This window comes from Lachnoanaerobaculum sp. (assembly GCF_057250505.1).
In genome coordinates this window covers 12361-29448 of sequence record NZ_DBHIEQ010000005.1, presented here as the reverse complement: position 1 = coordinate 29448, position 17088 = coordinate 12361, and the positions used below count along the sequence as shown (strand labels likewise).

Below are 17088 nucleotides of genomic sequence, written 5' to 3'. Positions count from 1 at the left end.
TTAGAAAAAGGCTTTTTGCAAAGATGAATGCAATAAGTTTTTTAAATTATAATGAAAAAGCCAAAGAAAAATTGCCGGCAATAATTATCTTTATTGATAATTATGATGTAATGAAAGAACTAAGTATAGATTTGGAAGGATTTATAAATAAGCTTAGCAGAGACGGTGCAGGAATCGGAATATATATGGCGGTATCCGCTACCAGACAGGGAGCAATAAGATATTCGATTCTAAATAATTTCAAAAATAAGATTGCAGGCTATCTGTTTGATAAGACGGATGTCCTCGGAATAGTCGGAAGAAGCAAATATCAATTACCTGAGATAAAGGGAAGAGCACTTATAAAGCTTGATGAGGTAAATATAATGCAATGTTACACTCCGGTAGAGCTTGAAAATTATACTGAAAATATAGAAGCACTTATAGAAGAGCTTAACATGGCAAACCTCGGTAAAAAGCCTGACGGCATAAGGGTAATGCCGGAGATTGTAACTGTTGATATGATATTGTCAGGCAGCGCAGACAAACCGGGTATAGGACTTGATACAGATGAGATAGAAGTGCAAAGTCTTGAATTATGTGGCAATATCCACATGGTAGTAGGTAAGGAAGGCACGGGAAAGACCAATGTACTTAAATTGATTTTGGAACAGCTAAAAGAAGCCGAGATATACATTTGTGACAGCGTCGGAAGTGAACTTGGCAGAGAGTATAAGGATATGGCCAAGTTTTACTTCAATAATGAAGCTGATTCAGGTGCATTTTATAAGCTTCTTGAGGATGAGGTGAATCGAAGGGTAAGTGAGTATGAAAGAGTAAAAAATGATAAGAGTTTGAGAGAGTTTTGTATGGAACTTACACAGGTAGTCATAGTGATAGACGATATAGAAAGATTTATCAACCTGTGTAAAGACATAAGGACAGACTTTGAAAAACTCATTCCAAAGCTGTTAGACTACGGTATTTCCATAGTTGAAGCTGTGACTCCGAATGAACTTCGTGGCTTTGATGATCTTACAAAGAAGTTGAAGGATATCAATTCGGGTGTAGTACTTGGAATACCTGATGAGCAGTCATTTATCCGTATGCCGGTAATAAGAAATTATAAGTTTGTACCGGGAACCGGATTTGTATTCAAAGGTGGAGATATTAAAAAGGTAAAAATACCTTTAATTTAAACTTTGTGGAAGGAGAAATATATGAATGGAACAATATCTAATAATGCAGCGGTAGCAGACAATATGAGGCTTGATATTTTAAAGAACAGTGACAGTTTTTCGCGCGAGAGAGGTGATATAGGGCTTGATTGTACAAATGCAGATGTTCAGTCAGATTGTATGGAGTGCTTAGAATTTTCAGTCGGCTTTACAGAGGAATGTAAGCCCTATATAGAAAATTTTACAGAATGTATAAAAGGAATAAGTGAGTCAATGCAAGAAAAAGATAAGGGATTTTTTGGATTTTTAAAATAATGCGAGGTAAGGAATATGGGTATACGTATAAATAGAAACAATATACTGGAAGAGACAAGGTCAATCAGAGGAAGTATTGAGAAAACTAAACATCAAGTTTCACTTATCTTTGAAAGTATAAATAAATTTAATGACACTAAAGATGTGTTGACAGGTAAGGCTTGGGATTCTTCCAGAGAATACTCGGATAGTGTGCTGTTACCGGTTCTCAGAATGTATATAGAGTGTTTGGATTTAGAGTATGATGCAAATACAAAATATAGTGAATCAGCCGAAAGACTACCCGGGTATGAAAAGCTTGATGAGGATATAATAATCTCAGCAAAGGAAAAGTATGAAAGACGACTTGATAGAGAATATAATAGGGAACATCCAAGAAATTCGGTTATAAATTTTTATGAGAAGAAGATAGCAAGATGTGAAAAACTTTTGGATATTATATGTGAATTTTGTGATGAAACTTCGGGAATATTCGACGAGGTAAAGTCAAGGCAGGACTATTTGAGCAGATTGCATTACTACCTAAAGATGATAAATGTGGATAAAACCACAGGAGAAATGCTGCTACCACCAGGTAGTGTAAATATACAGTATGCAAAGGATGAAATAGACAGATACTATAGAGGTATAAAGAGTAAGGAGCTTATAGAAAGGGAAAAAGAACTTGAAGAGATATATAAGTTAAAAGGTGCAAAGGCTGTAATTCAAAATATCCTTACAAAACCTGTAGAGGGACGTCTGAATACGGATATTGAATCGGCAGAATACACTATGATAGCAAGGCTTATGGTAGAAAGTAGAGATGATGAATATGTAGAACTAATAAATACGGCTGTGTACTATTGCTATGAGTATGAGAAAACAATGAGTAATCACCAAGGGTATTTCAATACTGTTAATGATATTTATAAGAAGAATGATAAGGTGGATAAGATACTTGGTGGACTAAATAATTTTGGTTTACATATGAATTTTAATGTAAAAAATGAACAAGGTGATATTGGAAAGTTGATAGAAGACAGAAGGTATTGGATGCAACTTTCACAAGCATTTTCAGAGTTATCAACATATGATGCAAAGATTGTAGCAACCAAATTATATAGTAGAGAAAGTGATAGGTACCCGGCAAAAAGCAAAGGATATAATGTAGAAGTAAAGCAAGATGTAAGCCATCAATTAATAATAAGTTTTTTGAAATATGGAGGAGATGTAGGTGGTACAAGTACTACTCCTTATGAGCAACAAAAAGATGTGAGGATTATAGTAGGTCAACCTGCTAGTGGAGGTAGTGGTGAATCAGAGGCGCTGAAAGGTTCTATGGAGTATGTGTATTATGGAATGGAAATGGATAATACACTTCCGGGGACCGTAGTTAAAAGTTCATCAAATTGTGTAATGACACTTGCCTTAGGAGCATATGCACCTACAGTAGGTAGTGCAGTTACAGTATTAAACGCAGCAAAAGAAATATCAGCTGAAGCAGTTGGCGAAAAAAGAAAGTTGTATAAAAAAGCTGAATATATGCAATCTATAGGTAAGGTTGTGCAGATATTTAATTTATTTTATGTTTCATCAGTAGTAGAAGAAGATGGTAAAAAAGATGTTAAAACTCAAAATTGTGGTATTTTTCCAAGGTACAGGATAGATGATCCGGAAAATTTGCCAACTTCGGAATGTATTGAGAATTTTAACATAAACTTTTCTAAAGGTGGTTATTTTGAAAAGTATGCAAAGGAAATGAAATATGATGAAAGTAATCCTATTACAGAAGAAAATATAGTTAAGAGAGCAAGCGAAATAGATTATATGCTGGAAAAATTAGAAACTGAAATGTCAAAGAATGGAATGGTTACATTTGATATTGAAAATGTTGTTAGGAGAATGAAATGACTGGAAATAAAAGAAAAGGCATTTTATTATTAATTTTTGTTATTGTAGCTGTATACATTGTGAATCAGATAGCCTTTTTTCATGATAAGGAATTTGAAAGAGCAGTTAGGGATACACTTGAAGCACCATATATGTCATTTACGACGAAAAGAAACAAGCCGATATTAGGAATTATCTGGAAGAAAGACTTAGAAAACATAATAATGGTGTCATTAGATCTTAGAGAATATCATGTTAAAAATATAAGTGATATAAGGTATTTCAAAGATGTAGATTCAATTTGGCTTATTTATAGGAGTGCTTATGAGGGTGACACAAGTATATATGAAGAGGAAAATTTACTTAATAATATATATGTTGCTAAAAACTTTAAGAATTTAAGTATGATATCATTGTATCATGTAAAAGTAAATAAAGATATTAAGGCAATGTTTCCTAATGTAGATGTAGTTATTGAGTAAATGTCTTTTATATTTATTATCATCTGTATTTGTTATTTATTGAGATACAGATGATAGTAGTGGTGTTTGTCAGATATTGTAATGAAACTGAACTTATGGAGGAGGAATTTATAGAATTTAAAAAACAAAGTGATAGAGAAATGCAGGAAATGGAAGATAAATTAATAAGCTTAAAAAAGAAAATCGAAGAATAATTTCTCAACGATTTTTCGACAGTGTGAAACTTCCATTTAAAATGAAGGAAATATAACCTCGATTAAAGACAGTACAAAAAAGATAATGAAAATGACTGCCTGACAAGAAGCTATCATAGAAACAATATGGGCAGAATATTCAAGATAGAAAATGCCGACAACACTTATAAAACTTTGGATTATAACAGTATTGGACAAGTAGTGAAAAATATTGATGAAGACGGTTTTAAAACAGAGCTGAAGTACAACGAAGCCGGACTTTTAACTTTGATGAAATGTTCTGACGGAAATTATGTAAACTATGAGTACGACGGCAACAGATTTTTGAAAGCCGTATCAGGAAGCTTTGGAACTATGAGCTTTGAAAGAGATAAGAAAGGTTTGGTGAAAAAGGCTTTAACTACAGACGGACACAGTATTACTTACGAATATGATAAGTTCGGAAGAACTGTGGCGATAGTATATCCTGACGGTAAGAAGGTAGGCTATAACTATGATAAAAAAGGTAGGCTTATAGAAACAGTTTCAGGAAACGAACAAATAAGGTTGACTTATAACAGTTTGGGCAGACTTGAATCAAGAGAGTATAGCGATGGAAGCAAAATATGCTATGAGTACAATGATATCGGAAGTCCGACAAAAATAACGCATATCAGTGATGAAAAAATCAATATGGAATATACTTATGCATATGATTTGGTGGGAAATAAGATAGGCATGAGTATCAATAAGAACGGAAGTGTAAAGGATTACAGTTATTCTTATGATGAGGTAGGAAGAATCACAAAAGTTGTATTGAACGGTAAAATGCTAAGGGAATACAGCTATGATATCTTCGGAAACAGAACTGCTAAAGTAGAATATTTCAAAGATGAAGTGATTACCACAAAATACATATATAAGGGAGGAAAACTCGCAGAAGAGCTTATATCTAAGAATAACAGTTTGATTCAAAAAAGGTATGAGTATGATAAGAGAGGAAATATTATCAAGAATTTTTCCGGTGGTAAGCTTGAAGCAGAGTACAAATACAACGGATTGGGACAACTTATAAGTGTCATATCCGGTAAAAACAGTGTTACATATGAATATGACGGACTTGGTCACAGAATAGGTAAGACAGAGACTGACGGAAATGAGTCACATACTACAAGCTATGTAATTGATATCAGAAAAAAGACTGATAATATATTGTGGCAAAACAGTGATGGAAATGAGAGAAGTTTTGTATGGGATATTCAACTGATATCAGAGGTGGAGGATGATGACAGCGCCAATATCATATGTGACGAGCTTGGAAGTGTAATACTTGAAGGGGAGGAGCTTTTTGAGTACTCAGAGTTTGGAGAAGTGCTCGGAAGCAAACCAAAGAACTTCGGATTTGCCGGTCTCATGGTAGATGATATAAGCGGAAACTATCTTTCAGCTACAAGAATGTACGATGAAAATCTGGGAAGATTCCTTGGAAAGGATAAAATCAAGGGAGATCTAAGATATGGATTTACTCAGAACGAGTATACTTACTGCTATAATTCACCACTGATATTTGTGGACAGTACAGGAGAATCACCGGAAGCAAATGCACTTAGATGTAAGTCTTGGTTTTGGGGTATGCTGGACTTCTCATTTTTTACCATCTCGCCTGGAATGTATGCTTTAAATAAAATAGTTACGGATAGTTTAAGATATATTAAATGGGATAAAGCTGTAGATAATATTGCAAATGCAGGTTATAACTATTGGGAAGAGAAGGTTACAGACATTGAAAAAGATGCCATATCAAAAGGTGCGAACAATGTTATGAAGAATATTCGAAAATTTGCTGAAGATAGTGGGCTCAGTGATAAATTAAATGAAATGACGAGAAGCAGTATTGCAGATATAGCACTTAATGGCTTTGACTTCTATAAGGATGATAAAGGAGTTATTCATACAATGAGTCTTTGTTGGCAGTCGCATTGGGGATATAACAATTTTTATGATTTTGCATTTGATTCCCTTACATCTATGAATAGAGGAAAGTTTAAATTTGGAGATGGAGATGATGAGTTTACACTTTGGATGTGGAAAGGAGATTATTTTAACTTTGGAGCCGGAGGTGAAATAGGCATATACAAAGGTAAAGACTGGCATGTAGATTGTTATACTCAGAGTAAACTTAAAATGAATTTGGATATAAGATTAAAAGATGGTACTCAAGTAATAGATTGGGATGCTAACGATTTATATCAGTGGTGGATAACAGGGTTTAATCCGGATAAAAGATTCCAAGATGTAAAGGCTGAAGATTTAGTAATGGTAGGTATGGTTGACTTTGGTGAGGAAAGGGTTATGTGGAAGGAATTCGTACATACAGCAGAATTCAATGATACTAATGTAGATAAGATAAATGATAACTGGTGCCTTGATTTGGTGCATCGCAGTGCCGTAATGAAATGGGAAGGTGGTAATAGAAACTGATGAAAATTAAAATTATTATATTATTTTTAATAGCATGCCTGCTTACAGGATGTACGTCAGTAGTTGAAACTGTAAAATATATACATGATTCCGGTAAAATAGATAATTATATATATGGTGATGCAAAAGTGGTAAATAAGTATATAGAAAAGATAGTTGAAGCATTTAATACTAATGATAGGGAGCTGTTAGCAAGCCTCTTTCCTGAGCATGCGAGGAGTAATATAGACCATTTTGATGAAAAGATAGACAGAATTATCAGGGAAAATGAAACATGGCCGTCTTCTATAATAAGGTATAAGCTTAATGAAGATAACAATTATCAATCAAGAGCTGACAGGGGTAAAATCTATAGAGAGGTATATGCTAATACGACCATAGAGTTCGCAGATCCTAAGGAGGGAGAGGTACATAGACCAAGCTTAAAGATTGCTATGGTAATAGTACCTGTAGATGATTTTCACGAAAATAATGTTGGGATTTCTATACTTGCAATGGGTTATGAAGGTTTTAATAAGGAAAATGTAGATAAAGAAAAAGATGGATATGATATCTATGCATTTGGACAATGATTATAGGAGGGAATTTGATGGAGATTAGGTCAAATATTAATGAAATGACAAAGGAAGCTGATAATTATGGTATATTTAAGAAAAGAATGCAGTCTATTAGAGAGGATCTTGTGAATATTATAACAGATGTTGATGACTACTGGATTGGAAGAAGTGGAGATAGCTTTAAATACATATGCTGGTATTTGAAAATATTGTTAGATTCAGGATACAATGAGTTGGATAATCTTGGAAATAAGATTGCGGTTGCGAAGGAAGCTATTAATCATAATGATATCAATCTTTCGAATCAGATACAAAGCAAGGAGCATATAAAAGTATGAAGAAAATAATATTTCTTATTATTGCATCAGCGCTTTTAATATCAGCCTGCTCAAGTGTTAAAAATACAGTGGACGGTGCAAAGAGTGAGATTACAAAAAATGATAAGCAGCCTCCTGAGGAAAAAGAATATAAAGATAAGGTTATTGCTGCAATGGATGCTCAAAATGCTGATGCACTGAAGGCACTGTTCTCAAAGAATGCAAGAGATAACATAGAAGATATGGACTTTAAAATTGCATTATTGCTTAAGAGGTATAAGGGAAAGTCAAAGAGTGTAAAGTATGACAGGAACTATCCTGTAGTTACAGAGGATAAAGAAAAGGGTATAAAAAGGATTGAGACTTATTATGTTGTAAAGACAGATGGTGGCAATATAGATTTTATGTACCTTCAAGTTGTAGCTAAGGATGATGAGGACCCTGATGAGGTAGGTATAAGCTCTATGATGTATTCGCCTGAGATTTGGCAGATTACCATGGATGACAGCAACAGAGGATATTATCTTTGGGTGGACAATCCTTTTTGGGCTGATTATGTAGATCCGGATGATGTTATGACTACAGAGAGCAGTAGGTAGATTTTTTGGAACTCCTATGAAAAAAGCATAGGAGTTCTGTTGCTATACAAACAATATGTTAAGTAGTATCAAATGTATAAATTAAATAAAACATTGAAGTATAGTTTAATAGCTTAATAATGGTATGAATGGTTGACTTTGATAAAGAGGAGAAAAATGTGGAAAGGAGGAAATAAAACCTGATGAAAATTAAAATGCTAATGGGGATTTTAATATTAAGTTTACTTACAGGATGTACGTCAGTAGTTGAAACTGTACAATATATACATGACTCCGGTAAAATAGATGATTATATATATGGTGATGCAAAAGTAGCGAATGAATATATCGAAAAGATAGTACAGGCTTTAAATACTAATGATAGGGAGCTGTTAGCAAGCCTGTTTCCGGAGCATGCGAGGAGTAAGATAGATCATTTTGATGAAAAGATAGACTATATTATTAGAGAGAATGAGATTTGGCCGGGTTCGATAATAAGATATAAGCTTAATGAGGATAACAATTATCAATCAAGCTCTGACAGAGGAAAGAGGCAAAAAGTTATATATGCTAATACTACTATAGAATTTGCAAAGCCGAAAGAGAATGAATATAAAAAATTTGATTTAAGCATTGGAATGGAAATAGTTACTGTAGATGATTTTAATGAGAACAATGTAGGGATATCCATATTTGCAATTGGTGAGGGGGAGTTTAATAAGAATGAAGTGGATAAAGAAAATGATGGATATGATATCTATGCATTTGGGTACTAACGATTATAATCTTTCAATAAGGGAAAGTATAGAGTCCTTTTAATACACAAACAATATGGTAAAACTGTATGAAGTTTAACAGAAAGGAAATGTGGAAATGAATTATACATTATCATTTTACTTGGGAATATTTACAATAATATGCATGATTGTAGTGAGCAGAATAGCTTTTTTTAAGGATGAGGAGTTTCTCAGAGCGGTAAGAGATACTATGGGGAAAAATCGTATGTCTCTGGCAAATAAAAGAGAGAAGCCTATCAAGGGTATCATTTGGAAAAAGAATTTAAAGAAGATGAACTTCTTATCCATCAATTTTAAGGACTACCATGTTAAGGATGTGAGTGATCTTGAATACTTTAAGAATGTTGAGACAATTATCTTGACATATATGGGTGATAATGAGGAAGATATCGGTATGTATGATGAGGAACATGTCCTTGATAATCTGAATAAAGTAAGGGATTTTAATAAGCTGAGAAGAGTGCAGTTATATCATCTGAACGCAGATAAGAGTGTGAAGAATGAATGTCCGGGAGCAATAGTATATATAGACTAGTTTTTACAGTAAGGAGAGACATAGATGAAATTAGAGTATAAAAAGCGGATATATTGGTTGCTTAGGTTTATACTGATTGTATGTGTAGTCAATGTGCTGACAGGATTCTATGAGTTTTGTACTTCAAGCAAAAATGCAAATGTAAACCAAATCATATGGAAAGGCAAGAGATATAATAAGGACGAGACCGGATATCACAGTATAGATGAGATTAAATATTTGGTGGATATACCGACAGATTGTGATGTAAAAGATATTTGGGCGGTGGCAAGTTATTATGCAAAGGATGACAGTGAGTGTGATACAAGACTGAAGGAACTTAAAGGTATATATGATGAAGGGGGAGAAAAGGCTGTCGTAGAGGATATCATGTCTAAAGATGTAGGAGATGATAAAAAGACTATGATGGAGTACCTGATAGTGGACGGTTGCCTAATAGAAAGCCTTGATAACGACGCGGAACTGCTTAATAATGTCCTTGAACACTGCTATGACAGAGGCTATGGATTCCTTGGATATAAAAGATATATAGATATCGGAAATAAGCTCTATAAAAAGAACGGGAAGCTTGAAAGAATCATTGAATCATTTGAAACTTTAAGCAAGTATACAATTGATCGTGCAATTGTGATGCCAAAATCAGAAGATGGGCATGAAAGTGCAATTGAAACGACATACTATCATCGTATGATACAATTATTCCAGACATTCTCAAGTTTATCATATTTTGACGATAATCTTTTAGCGGCAAAATCATATCCCGGGATGGACAATAAGAAATATATTGTCAGGGCATCTATAAAAGAAAATTATGATATTGTATTATCCTACAAAAAATACAGATCATTTATAGATCTTGGACATATCAGTATATACGGAAGATATAAGAATCTGAATATGATAATAAAGAATGTATCAATTAGAGATCTGGATGATTTTGATATTGCGAATTATTTATCATTAAAAAGTCCTGAAACTTATATGTTAGGTGATAAGCTGGTCAGCCTAAAAGTTGTATCTTCAATTTTTAGACTTTGTGGTACCTATTTGATTGTATATGATTCTGATATACATACGCTTGAGGGGTTAAGCTACGGATTTTATCCTGTACTTCCTGTGTATAGTTACTTTGATACATATAATATAGTTGCATCTCCTGACAGTCACTATATAGATACAGTAGAAGCCATAAAAAATTTTAATACAAATTTTTCAAAAGGCGGTTATTTGGAAGAATTTGCAAATGATATAGGCTACGATAAAAATAACCCGGTAACATTGGAAAATTTCGGTGAGAAGATAGATGAATTTTGCAGTATGGAAGAAAAAGTTAATAGATTTTTGTATATAGGATATAATATCGGTATAGGTAGTATTGTAAATGATTTTACCGGAAGAGAACCGTTGCATAAGAAAGATTAAAAGGGATTGATCGAGAGCAATAATATATAGACAGGTTTTTACGGTTAGGAGAGACATGGATGAAATTAGAGTATAAAAAGCGTATATATTGGTTGTTGAGGTTTATACTGATTGTATGTGTAGTCAATGTGCTGACCGGATTCTATGATATGTGTACTTCAAGCAAAAATACAAATGTAAACCAAATCATATGGAAAGGCGAGAGATATAATAAGAACGAGACCGGATATCACAGTATAGATAAGCTTAAGTATTTGGTGGATATGCCGACAGATTGTGACGTAAAAGATATCTGGGCGGTGGCAAGTTATTATGCAAAGGATGACAGTGAGTGTGATACGAGACTGAAGGAACTTAAGGGTATATATGATGAAGGGGGAGCAAAGGCTGTCGTAGAGGATATCATGTCTAAAGATGTTGGAGATGATAAAAAGACTATGTGGAGTACCTGATAGTGGACGGTTGCCTAATAGAAAGCCTTGGTAACGATACGGAACTGCTCAATAATGTTCTTGAACACTGCTATGACAGAGACTATGGATTCCTTGGATATAAAAGATATATTGATATAGGAAATAAGCTCTATAAAAAGAACGGGAAGCTTGAAAGAATCATTGAAGCATTTGAAACTTTAAGCAAGTATACAACCGATCGTGCCGGCAAGCTTAATGTGGTTGGTGACAGTGTTGATAATCTTGTGGATAGAAGACATTACAGTAATATGATACAGTTATTACAGACATTCTCAAGTCTTTCATATTTTGACGGCAATCTGTTGGGAATAAGACCGACTATAGGTAATAGTAAAAATAAGTATATTGTGAAAGCTGTCAAAGAAGATTATGATATCGTATTAAGTTATAAAAAATATAAGTCATTTATAAATTTTGGGAATATAAGTATATATGGCAGATATAAGAATTTAAATATGCGTATAAAGCATCCGGTGATAGGACATGTAGAAAAATTTGATGTTATGAAATATGTAGCACCATCTGTGGTCGGCAAAGTTGTGGATAAGTTGTTTGACTTAAATATGTTATCGAGAGAATTTGAACTGTGGGGTACCAATGTGATTGTATATGATATTGATATACACACACCGGAAGGCTTTAACTATGGATTTTATCCTATGTATAAAATTTATAACATTGATGATATGGACACTAAAAGATATATTGACAGGTTTAATGAGTATTTTCTGCCGGGAGGCGAATATGAGGAGGAAAGGGATAAAGTGGGTTATAATTCTGATAACCCTATAAGTGAAGAAGATTTTGGTGAGAGGATAGATGAAATAAACAGTATGGTATATGAACTTTTTGAAGTTAGGTGGTATTAAGGTATAATACTGATAAAAATAAAATGATAGAGTTGATGAAGTATTGTAAATGGAGGACACATAGCAGTTAGAAATAATTGTAGAATACTTGAGCGGAAGAGAACCGTTACATAGGAAAAAATAGAGGAGAAATATGTATGTCAAAATATATTATGGCCTTTGATGCAGGCACTACAAGCAGCAGATGTATCATATTCAATCGAAAAGGTGAGATATGTGAGTCGGCACAAAAGGAGCTGACACAGCATTATCCGAAGCCCGGTTGGGTGGAGCATGATGCAGATACGATATGGTCTACACAGCTGAGTGTGGCGGTGGAAGCTATGGCAAAGCTTGGAATAAGTGCAGCCGATATTGCAGGTATCGGTATCACAAACCAAAGAGAAACTACTGTAGTATGGGATAAGGAAACGGGTATTCCTGTATATAGGGCAATAGTTTGGCAGTGCAGGAGAACGGCGGATTATTGTAATGAACTTAAAAACAATGGATACACCGATATGATTCGTGATAAAACGGGTCTGATGCCTGATGCGTACTTTTCGGGAACAAAGATAAAATGGATACTTGACAATGTGGAAGGTGCAAGACAAAAGGCAAAAGAGGGAAAGCTTCTATTCGGTACTGTAGATACTTGGCTTATTTGGAAGCTTACAGGCGGCAGAGCACATGTGACAGATTATTCCAATGCATCAAGGACTATGCTTTTTAATATACATACGCTTACATGGGATGATGATATATTAAAACTTCTTGATATACCTAAGTCTATGCTGCCGCAGGTCAATGAGTCGTCATATGTATGTGGTGAGTCGGACTTTGCATTTTTCGGAAAGAGTATACCTATAGCAGGTGTGGCGGGAGACCAGCAGGCGGCGCTTTTCGGGCAGACTTGCTTTGAGGTAGGTGAAGCAAAGAGTACATACGGTACAGGTTGCTTTTTGCTTATGAATACAGGTGAAAAGCCGGTTAAATCAGATAACGGACTGGTGACTACCATTGCTTGGGGACTTAACGGAAAGATAAACTATGCTTTGGAGGGTTCGGTTTTTGTAGCCGGAGCTTCAATACAGTGGCTAAGGGATGAGATGCGTCTTATTGATTCTTCCGCAGACTCCGAATATATGGCTATGAAGGTCAATGATACTCACGGTTGCTATGTTGTACCTGCATTTACCGGACTTGGTGCACCGTATTGGGACCAATATGCCAGAGGTACCATTGTCGGCATTACAAGAGGGGTGAATAAGTATCATATTATAAGGGCGACATTAGAGTCTATGGCTTATCAGGTGAGAGATGTGCTTGATGTGATGGAGAAGGATTCGGATATTGTACTGAAAGTTTTGAATGTGGACGGAGGTGCAAGTGTAAACAATTTTCTTATGCAGACACAGGCGGATCTTTGTAATGTACCTGTAGAAAGGCCGAAATGTGTGGAGACTACCGCAATCGGAGTGGCTTATCTTGCAGGACTTGCCGTAGGATTTTGGGACAGTATTGATGATATAAAGAAAAGCAGAAGCATTGACAGGACATTTATACCTAATCTTTCGGATGAGGTCAGGTCTGAGAAGATAAAAATGTGGAAAAAGGCTGTAAAGTATGCCTTCGGTTGGGCAAGTGAAGAATAAAGTGTTTATCAAAAAAGGGTCATGGAAGTAAACTATGACCCTTTTGTTTTTTAATTATTTTTGTTCCGAGATAAACTTTTCCTGATATTTTCTGCTGATTGCCATAATGTCTTTTATGAAGTCTGTTGCACTGTCCAGGTATTCCTTGTTCTTTATAGAGTCACTTACCTTTGATATTATAGCGTCTTCTCTACCTTGATTTAATACGGGAAGATTATTTGCTGTTTTGTACTCTGCGATATTGTGAACCGTTTCCATTCTTTTTTCAAAAAGTGTAATCAGTTCTTTGTCTATTGCATCAATCCTTGCTCTAAGATTTTCCAATTCGTTCATAAATACTCCTTATCAAATAACACTTGTCATCTTTATTATTTTGACTTATTTTTCACTAAAAGTAAATACGATATTTTTATTTGACAAAAGCGGAAAAATAAATATAATTAAACCATGGAATACAAAAAATTAAATTTTAAACAATTAGTAGCGGACGACATACAAAAGTATGCAGGGTTTTATGGACTCAGGCCCAATAAGACCTGTGACAGTGTAGAGCTTGAGAGTTTTATATGGAAAGATTATTATAATGTGCGAGCAACTATCGCAATGAGAGACGGTAAGGAGGTAGGACTTCTTTGGCTTATGGGAGATGAAGACAGGCCTTTTGCAGCTATGCCGCTTTGCAAAGAAGAAGACCTTGAGTACTGTTTCAATTTAATGGTGGAGTATTTTAATAAAGAGCTTGACCTACCTTTAAAGATTCACTTGGCGGATGAGGAAGGAATAAAAGTATTGAATTTGCCGGAGGATAAATTTATAGTAAGGCAGGAGGAGGATGCAAAGGACTATCTCTATGAAGGAGATAAGTTGAGGAATCTTTCGGGAAAGAAGCTTCACAAGAAGAAAAATCATTACAATAATTTCCTTAAGACTTACGGTGACAGATATGAGTACAGAGTACTTGGATGCAATCCTACAGACAGGGATGATGTTTTCAAGTTCTTGGATAAGTGGAGAGAGAAAAAGGGAGAGGAAGTTGAAAAGCATCTTGACCCTGAGGTGGAAGGAATACATGATATTTTGCTTCACTGTACAAAGTTAAACATCAGAATGGGAGCAATATATATTGACGGCGAGATGGAGGCGTTTTCTATAGGAAGTTATAATAAGCTTGAAGATATGGCTGTAATACATATAGAGAAGGCAAATCCTGAGATAAACGGTCTGTATCAGGCCATCAACAAGGAGTTTTTGGAGCATGAGTTTCCGAATGTCAGCCTTGTAAATCGTGAGGACGACCTTGGACTTGAGGGACTTCGCCGTGCAAAGCAAAGCTATTATCCGGTGGACTATGCAAGAAAGTATTATGTTGAACAAAAAAGGTAATATATGATAAAGTATTTAAAAAAAGAAGAAAAAGTACTTACAAAGCCTCTGTATAAGGAGGCTTTTTTTGAAGATTCAGATAATTTTGTAGAGTACTATTATAATGAAAAGACAAAGGACAACAGGATTTTGGCGGATATAGAGGGTGAGAGTATAAAATCTATGATTATGCTGAACCCTTATACGGTATCCGTCTTCAGAAAGAAATATGGACTTGATTATATAGTGGCGGTTGCCACAAAGAAGGAGTATAAAAGGCAGGGATATATGAGAAAGCTTCTTGACAAGGTTCTCATTGATATGAACAGTGAAAAGGTTCCTTTTACCTACCTTATACCGGCAAATAAGGACTATTATCTGCCTTTTGATTTTGCATTTGTCGCAAGAAAAAATGTTTATGATATGGATTTATCCTCTTTTAAAAAGTCTGTATTAAAGGGCGTAAAGTCTGAGTCTAAAGAGGCTTGTGAGATTCTTAGGTTTATAAACAATGAGGTTTCAAAGGACAATGATGTATATACATATAGGGATATGCATTATTTTGAGAGGGAGCTAAAAGAGATAGCTTCCGAGAACGGTTTTATAAATATCTACCGTGGAGGTGATGAAATCGTAGCCTATGAGTCTTTTTGGGGGCTTGAAAAGGTTGAACTGAAAGAGAGAATAGTCTCATCAAGTATTGCAAAGAGAGAGTACGGCAAAGAGAATATAATGGTAAGAATCACAGATGTGGCTGAGCTTTTGTCAAACTTCAGATCAAACAAGGATATAGATATCATTATAAAGATAAATGACAATGTTGTTGAAGCACAGAATGCCTGCTTTAGAGTACAGATGGGTAAAGATTTCGCAAATGTATGTAAGATATCCGATGCAAAGGATAGTGCTTTTGTTGAGTTTGATATTGCGGATTTTACAGCTTGGATTTTCGGCTATATTGATGATGTGAATTTTAATATTGTCAATTTTGTAGACAAATCTATTGCAAAAGATTCACTTGATTCTATAAATAAAATCAGTGGAATATTTATAAATGAACTTGTATAATAGGCGTTGATGCATAAAAGCTTGTAAGAGGAGATTATGAGTTTGCTTGTAATATATTTGAGCTTTATATTATATGCAGATAGGAAGAAGGGTGTAGAATGAAAAATCCATTACATTATCAAATATCTGAGTATGACTGCGGTCCTACATCAATGCTCAATGCACTGAGCTTTCTATTTGAGAGAGAGGATATCCCGCCGGAGGTCATCAGAAACGTTATGCTTTATACACTGGACTGTTACAGTAATGAGGGTCATCCGGGTAAGAGCGGTACGTCACCGATGGCAATGATGTTTTTAAGTAATTGGCTCAACAGGTTCAGAGATATTAAGCAGCTTAATGTTATATGTGAATATATTACAGGTGAACAGGTCTTTATCGGTGAGACAAGTCGTATCAATGATGCTCTTACAAGAGGCGGTGCGGTTGTGGTAAGGCTTTTTTATGATGTTCCTCATTATGCGCTGCTTACAGGCGTGGATGAAAGCAACATCTATATGTTTGACCCTTACTATGAGGATGAGTTTACAGATGAGCATTGGTCACAGTTTATACCGGAAGGTGATGTGGAGCTTGTGCTTGATAAGCCGCTGAAATATAATCGTATTGTACCTTTCGGCTACTTTAACAGGGAAGGTGATGTACTCTACGCCCTTGGAAAGTTCGAAAACCGTGAGGCTGTAATACTTTATAATCAGAAGACCGAAAAGACTCCGGAGAAGACGATAGAGTACTTTATATAATATAATTTCAGGCAGTTAATCCGGTGATTAGCTGTCTTTTTTAAAACTCTTTAAAATCAATATCAAAGTCCGAAAAGATGTACAGCATATCTGATATGATAATTAATGAATATTCGCAACCGATAATTATAACAAAATCTAAATTCAATGCCGGGAATGACAGAGAGTATTCTTGAATCAAGAAATGAAGATATTTCTGAATGTACATCCTATAATCCGGATGCGTTGTGGTAAAAGTAGCACGCATGTGGACGCA

General features: G+C 34.9%; 18 protein-coding genes and 1 pseudogene. 18 read left to right on the top strand and 1 reads right to left on the bottom strand.

Translation table 11 applies throughout. The features are described 5' to 3' along the window. The 15 genes and pseudogenes from ACO6FI_RS03420 to glpK all read left to right on the top strand — a co-directional run. Nucleotides 1-1178, top strand: a 1178-nt coding sequence (locus ACO6FI_RS03420) for an AAA family ATPase (RefSeq protein WP_485456115.1), incomplete at its 5' end; no start/stop codon positions are given. 21 nt (nucleotides 1179-1199) lie between these two features. Beyond that, on the top strand, nucleotides 1200-1472 hold the full coding sequence (locus ACO6FI_RS03415) for a hypothetical protein (RefSeq protein ID WP_485456114.1): 273 nt from the start codon (nucleotides 1200-1202) through the stop codon (nucleotides 1470-1472). A gap of 228 nt (nucleotides 1473-1700) precedes the next feature. Beyond that, a complete protein-coding gene (locus ACO6FI_RS03410) occupies nucleotides 1701-3362 on the top strand; it encodes a hypothetical protein (RefSeq protein ID WP_485456113.1) in 1662 nt (553 codons plus the stop codon). Beyond that, entirely contained in the window at nucleotides 3359-3823 is a 465-nt protein-coding gene (locus tag ACO6FI_RS03405) for a hypothetical protein (RefSeq protein WP_298055719.1), read from the top strand. The genes ACO6FI_RS03410 and ACO6FI_RS03405 overlap by 4 nt, the downstream gene beginning before the upstream one ends. A 50-nt stretch (nucleotides 3824-3873) precedes the next feature. Beyond that, complete coding sequence (locus ACO6FI_RS03400; protein WP_485456112.1) at nucleotides 3874-4017, top strand: hypothetical protein; 144 nt, start codon at nucleotides 3874-3876, stop codon at nucleotides 4015-4017. Between the two features lie 66 nt (nucleotides 4018-4083). Then, a pseudogene (locus ACO6FI_RS03395) lies at nucleotides 4084-6477 on the top strand (RHS repeat-associated core domain-containing protein); the annotation flags it as partial. After that, nucleotides 6477-7049, top strand: coding sequence for a DUF5104 domain-containing protein (locus ACO6FI_RS03390; RefSeq protein WP_314609246.1), 573 nt, complete (start codon nucleotides 6477-6479; stop codon nucleotides 7047-7049). The pseudogene ACO6FI_RS03395 and the gene ACO6FI_RS03390, both read left to right, overlap by 1 nt. A 17-nt stretch (nucleotides 7050-7066) precedes the next feature. Continuing rightward, nucleotides 7067-7372 (top strand): hypothetical protein, encoded by a 306-nt coding sequence (locus ACO6FI_RS03385; RefSeq protein ID WP_485456111.1) that lies wholly within the window; start codon nucleotides 7067-7069, stop codon nucleotides 7370-7372. Continuing rightward, nucleotides 7369-7950, top strand: coding sequence for a DUF5104 domain-containing protein (locus ACO6FI_RS03380; RefSeq protein WP_485456110.1), 582 nt, complete (start codon nucleotides 7369-7371; stop codon nucleotides 7948-7950). The genes ACO6FI_RS03385 and ACO6FI_RS03380 overlap by 4 nt, the downstream gene beginning before the upstream one ends. 182 nt (nucleotides 7951-8132) lie before the next feature. Continuing rightward, nucleotides 8133-8705 carry a DUF5104 domain-containing protein gene (locus ACO6FI_RS03375; RefSeq protein WP_485456109.1) on the top strand — a complete coding sequence of 191 codons (573 nt, stop codon included), beginning with the start codon at nucleotides 8133-8135 and terminating at the stop codon, nucleotides 8703-8705. A 97-nt stretch (nucleotides 8706-8802) separates the two neighbouring features. Further along, nucleotides 8803-9261: a hypothetical protein gene (locus ACO6FI_RS03370; protein ID WP_485456108.1), complete on the top strand. Its 459-nt coding sequence runs from the start codon at nucleotides 8803-8805 to the stop codon at nucleotides 9259-9261. 24 nt (nucleotides 9262-9285) lie between these two features. Beyond that, entirely contained in the window at nucleotides 9286-10683 is a 1398-nt protein-coding gene (locus ACO6FI_RS03365; RefSeq protein WP_485456107.1) for a hypothetical protein, read from the top strand. 59 nt (nucleotides 10684-10742) lie between these two features. Further along, nucleotides 10743-11135 carry a hypothetical protein gene (locus tag ACO6FI_RS03360; RefSeq protein WP_485456106.1) on the top strand — a complete coding sequence of 131 codons (393 nt, stop codon included), beginning with the start codon at nucleotides 10743-10745 and terminating at the stop codon, nucleotides 11133-11135. Continuing rightward, nucleotides 11123-12025 (top strand): hypothetical protein, encoded by a 903-nt coding sequence (locus tag ACO6FI_RS03355; protein WP_485456105.1) that lies wholly within the window; start codon nucleotides 11123-11125, stop codon nucleotides 12023-12025. The genes ACO6FI_RS03360 and ACO6FI_RS03355 overlap by 13 nt, the downstream gene beginning before the upstream one ends. Before the next feature lie 137 nt (nucleotides 12026-12162). After that, entirely contained in the window at nucleotides 12163-13659 is a 1497-nt protein-coding gene (glpK, locus tag ACO6FI_RS03350) for a glycerol kinase GlpK (RefSeq protein WP_485456104.1), read from the top strand. Nucleotides 13660-13713: 54 nt separating this feature from the next. On the opposite strand, the gene ACO6FI_RS03345 is transcribed toward glpK, so the two are convergent. Further along, nucleotides 13714-13992: a chorismate mutase gene (locus ACO6FI_RS03345; RefSeq protein WP_485456103.1), complete on the bottom strand. Its 279-nt coding sequence runs from the start codon at nucleotides 13990-13992 to the stop codon at nucleotides 13714-13716. 114 nt (nucleotides 13993-14106) lie between these two features. Here ACO6FI_RS03345 and ACO6FI_RS03340 point away from each other — a divergent pair, with 114 nt between their 5' ends. The 3 genes from ACO6FI_RS03340 to ACO6FI_RS03330 all read left to right on the top strand — a co-directional run bounded on the left by ACO6FI_RS03340 (nucleotide 14107) and on the right by ACO6FI_RS03330 (nucleotide 16832). Continuing rightward, nucleotides 14107-15042: a DUF2156 domain-containing protein gene (locus ACO6FI_RS03340; protein ID WP_298055756.1), complete on the top strand. Its 936-nt coding sequence runs from the start codon at nucleotides 14107-14109 to the stop codon at nucleotides 15040-15042. Nucleotides 15043-15045: 3 nt separating this feature from the next. Further along, nucleotides 15046-16089, top strand: a complete 1044-nt coding sequence (locus ACO6FI_RS03335; RefSeq protein ID WP_485456102.1) for a GNAT family N-acetyltransferase — start codon at nucleotides 15046-15048, stop codon at nucleotides 16087-16089. A 98-nt stretch (nucleotides 16090-16187) separates the two neighbouring features. After that, a complete protein-coding gene (locus ACO6FI_RS03330; protein WP_485456101.1) occupies nucleotides 16188-16832 on the top strand; it encodes a C39 family peptidase in 645 nt (214 codons plus the stop codon). Nucleotides 16833-17088: the final 256 nt, after the last annotated feature.

Coding starts and splice junctions, on each gene's coding strand:
- ACO6FI_RS03400 (WP_485456112.1), top strand. CDS start 3,874: ATGATAGTAGTGGTGTTTGTCAGATATTGTAATGAAACTGAACTTATG.
- ACO6FI_RS03415 (WP_485456114.1), top strand. CDS start 1,200: ATGAATGGAACAATATCTAATAATGCAGCGGTAGCAGACAATATGAGG.
- ACO6FI_RS03340 (WP_298055756.1), top strand. CDS start 14,107: ATGGAATACAAAAAATTAAATTTTAAACAATTAGTAGCGGACGACATA.
- ACO6FI_RS03405 (WP_298055719.1), top strand. CDS start 3,359: ATGACTGGAAATAAAAGAAAAGGCATTTTATTATTAATTTTTGTTATT.
- ACO6FI_RS03345 (WP_485456103.1), bottom strand. CDS start 13,992: ATGAACGAATTGGAAAATCTTAGAGCAAGGATTGATGCAATAGACAAA.
- ACO6FI_RS03385 (WP_485456111.1), top strand. CDS start 7,067: ATGGAGATTAGGTCAAATATTAATGAAATGACAAAGGAAGCTGATAAT.
- ACO6FI_RS03335 (WP_485456102.1), top strand. CDS start 15,046: ATGATAAAGTATTTAAAAAAAGAAGAAAAAGTACTTACAAAGCCTCTG.
- ACO6FI_RS03380 (WP_485456110.1), top strand. CDS start 7,369: ATGAAGAAAATAATATTTCTTATTATTGCATCAGCGCTTTTAATATCA.
- glpK (WP_485456104.1), top strand. CDS start 12,163: ATGTCAAAATATATTATGGCCTTTGATGCAGGCACTACAAGCAGCAGA.
- ACO6FI_RS03360 (WP_485456106.1), top strand. CDS start 10,743: ATGAAATTAGAGTATAAAAAGCGTATATATTGGTTGTTGAGGTTTATA.
- ACO6FI_RS03330 (WP_485456101.1), top strand. CDS start 16,188: ATGAAAAATCCATTACATTATCAAATATCTGAGTATGACTGCGGTCCT.
- ACO6FI_RS03365 (WP_485456107.1), top strand. CDS start 9,286: ATGAAATTAGAGTATAAAAAGCGGATATATTGGTTGCTTAGGTTTATA.
- ACO6FI_RS03375 (WP_485456109.1), top strand. CDS start 8,133: ATGAAAATTAAAATGCTAATGGGGATTTTAATATTAAGTTTACTTACA.
- ACO6FI_RS03390 (WP_314609246.1), top strand. CDS start 6,477: ATGAAAATTAAAATTATTATATTATTTTTAATAGCATGCCTGCTTACA.
- ACO6FI_RS03370 (WP_485456108.1), top strand. CDS start 8,803: ATGAATTATACATTATCATTTTACTTGGGAATATTTACAATAATATGC.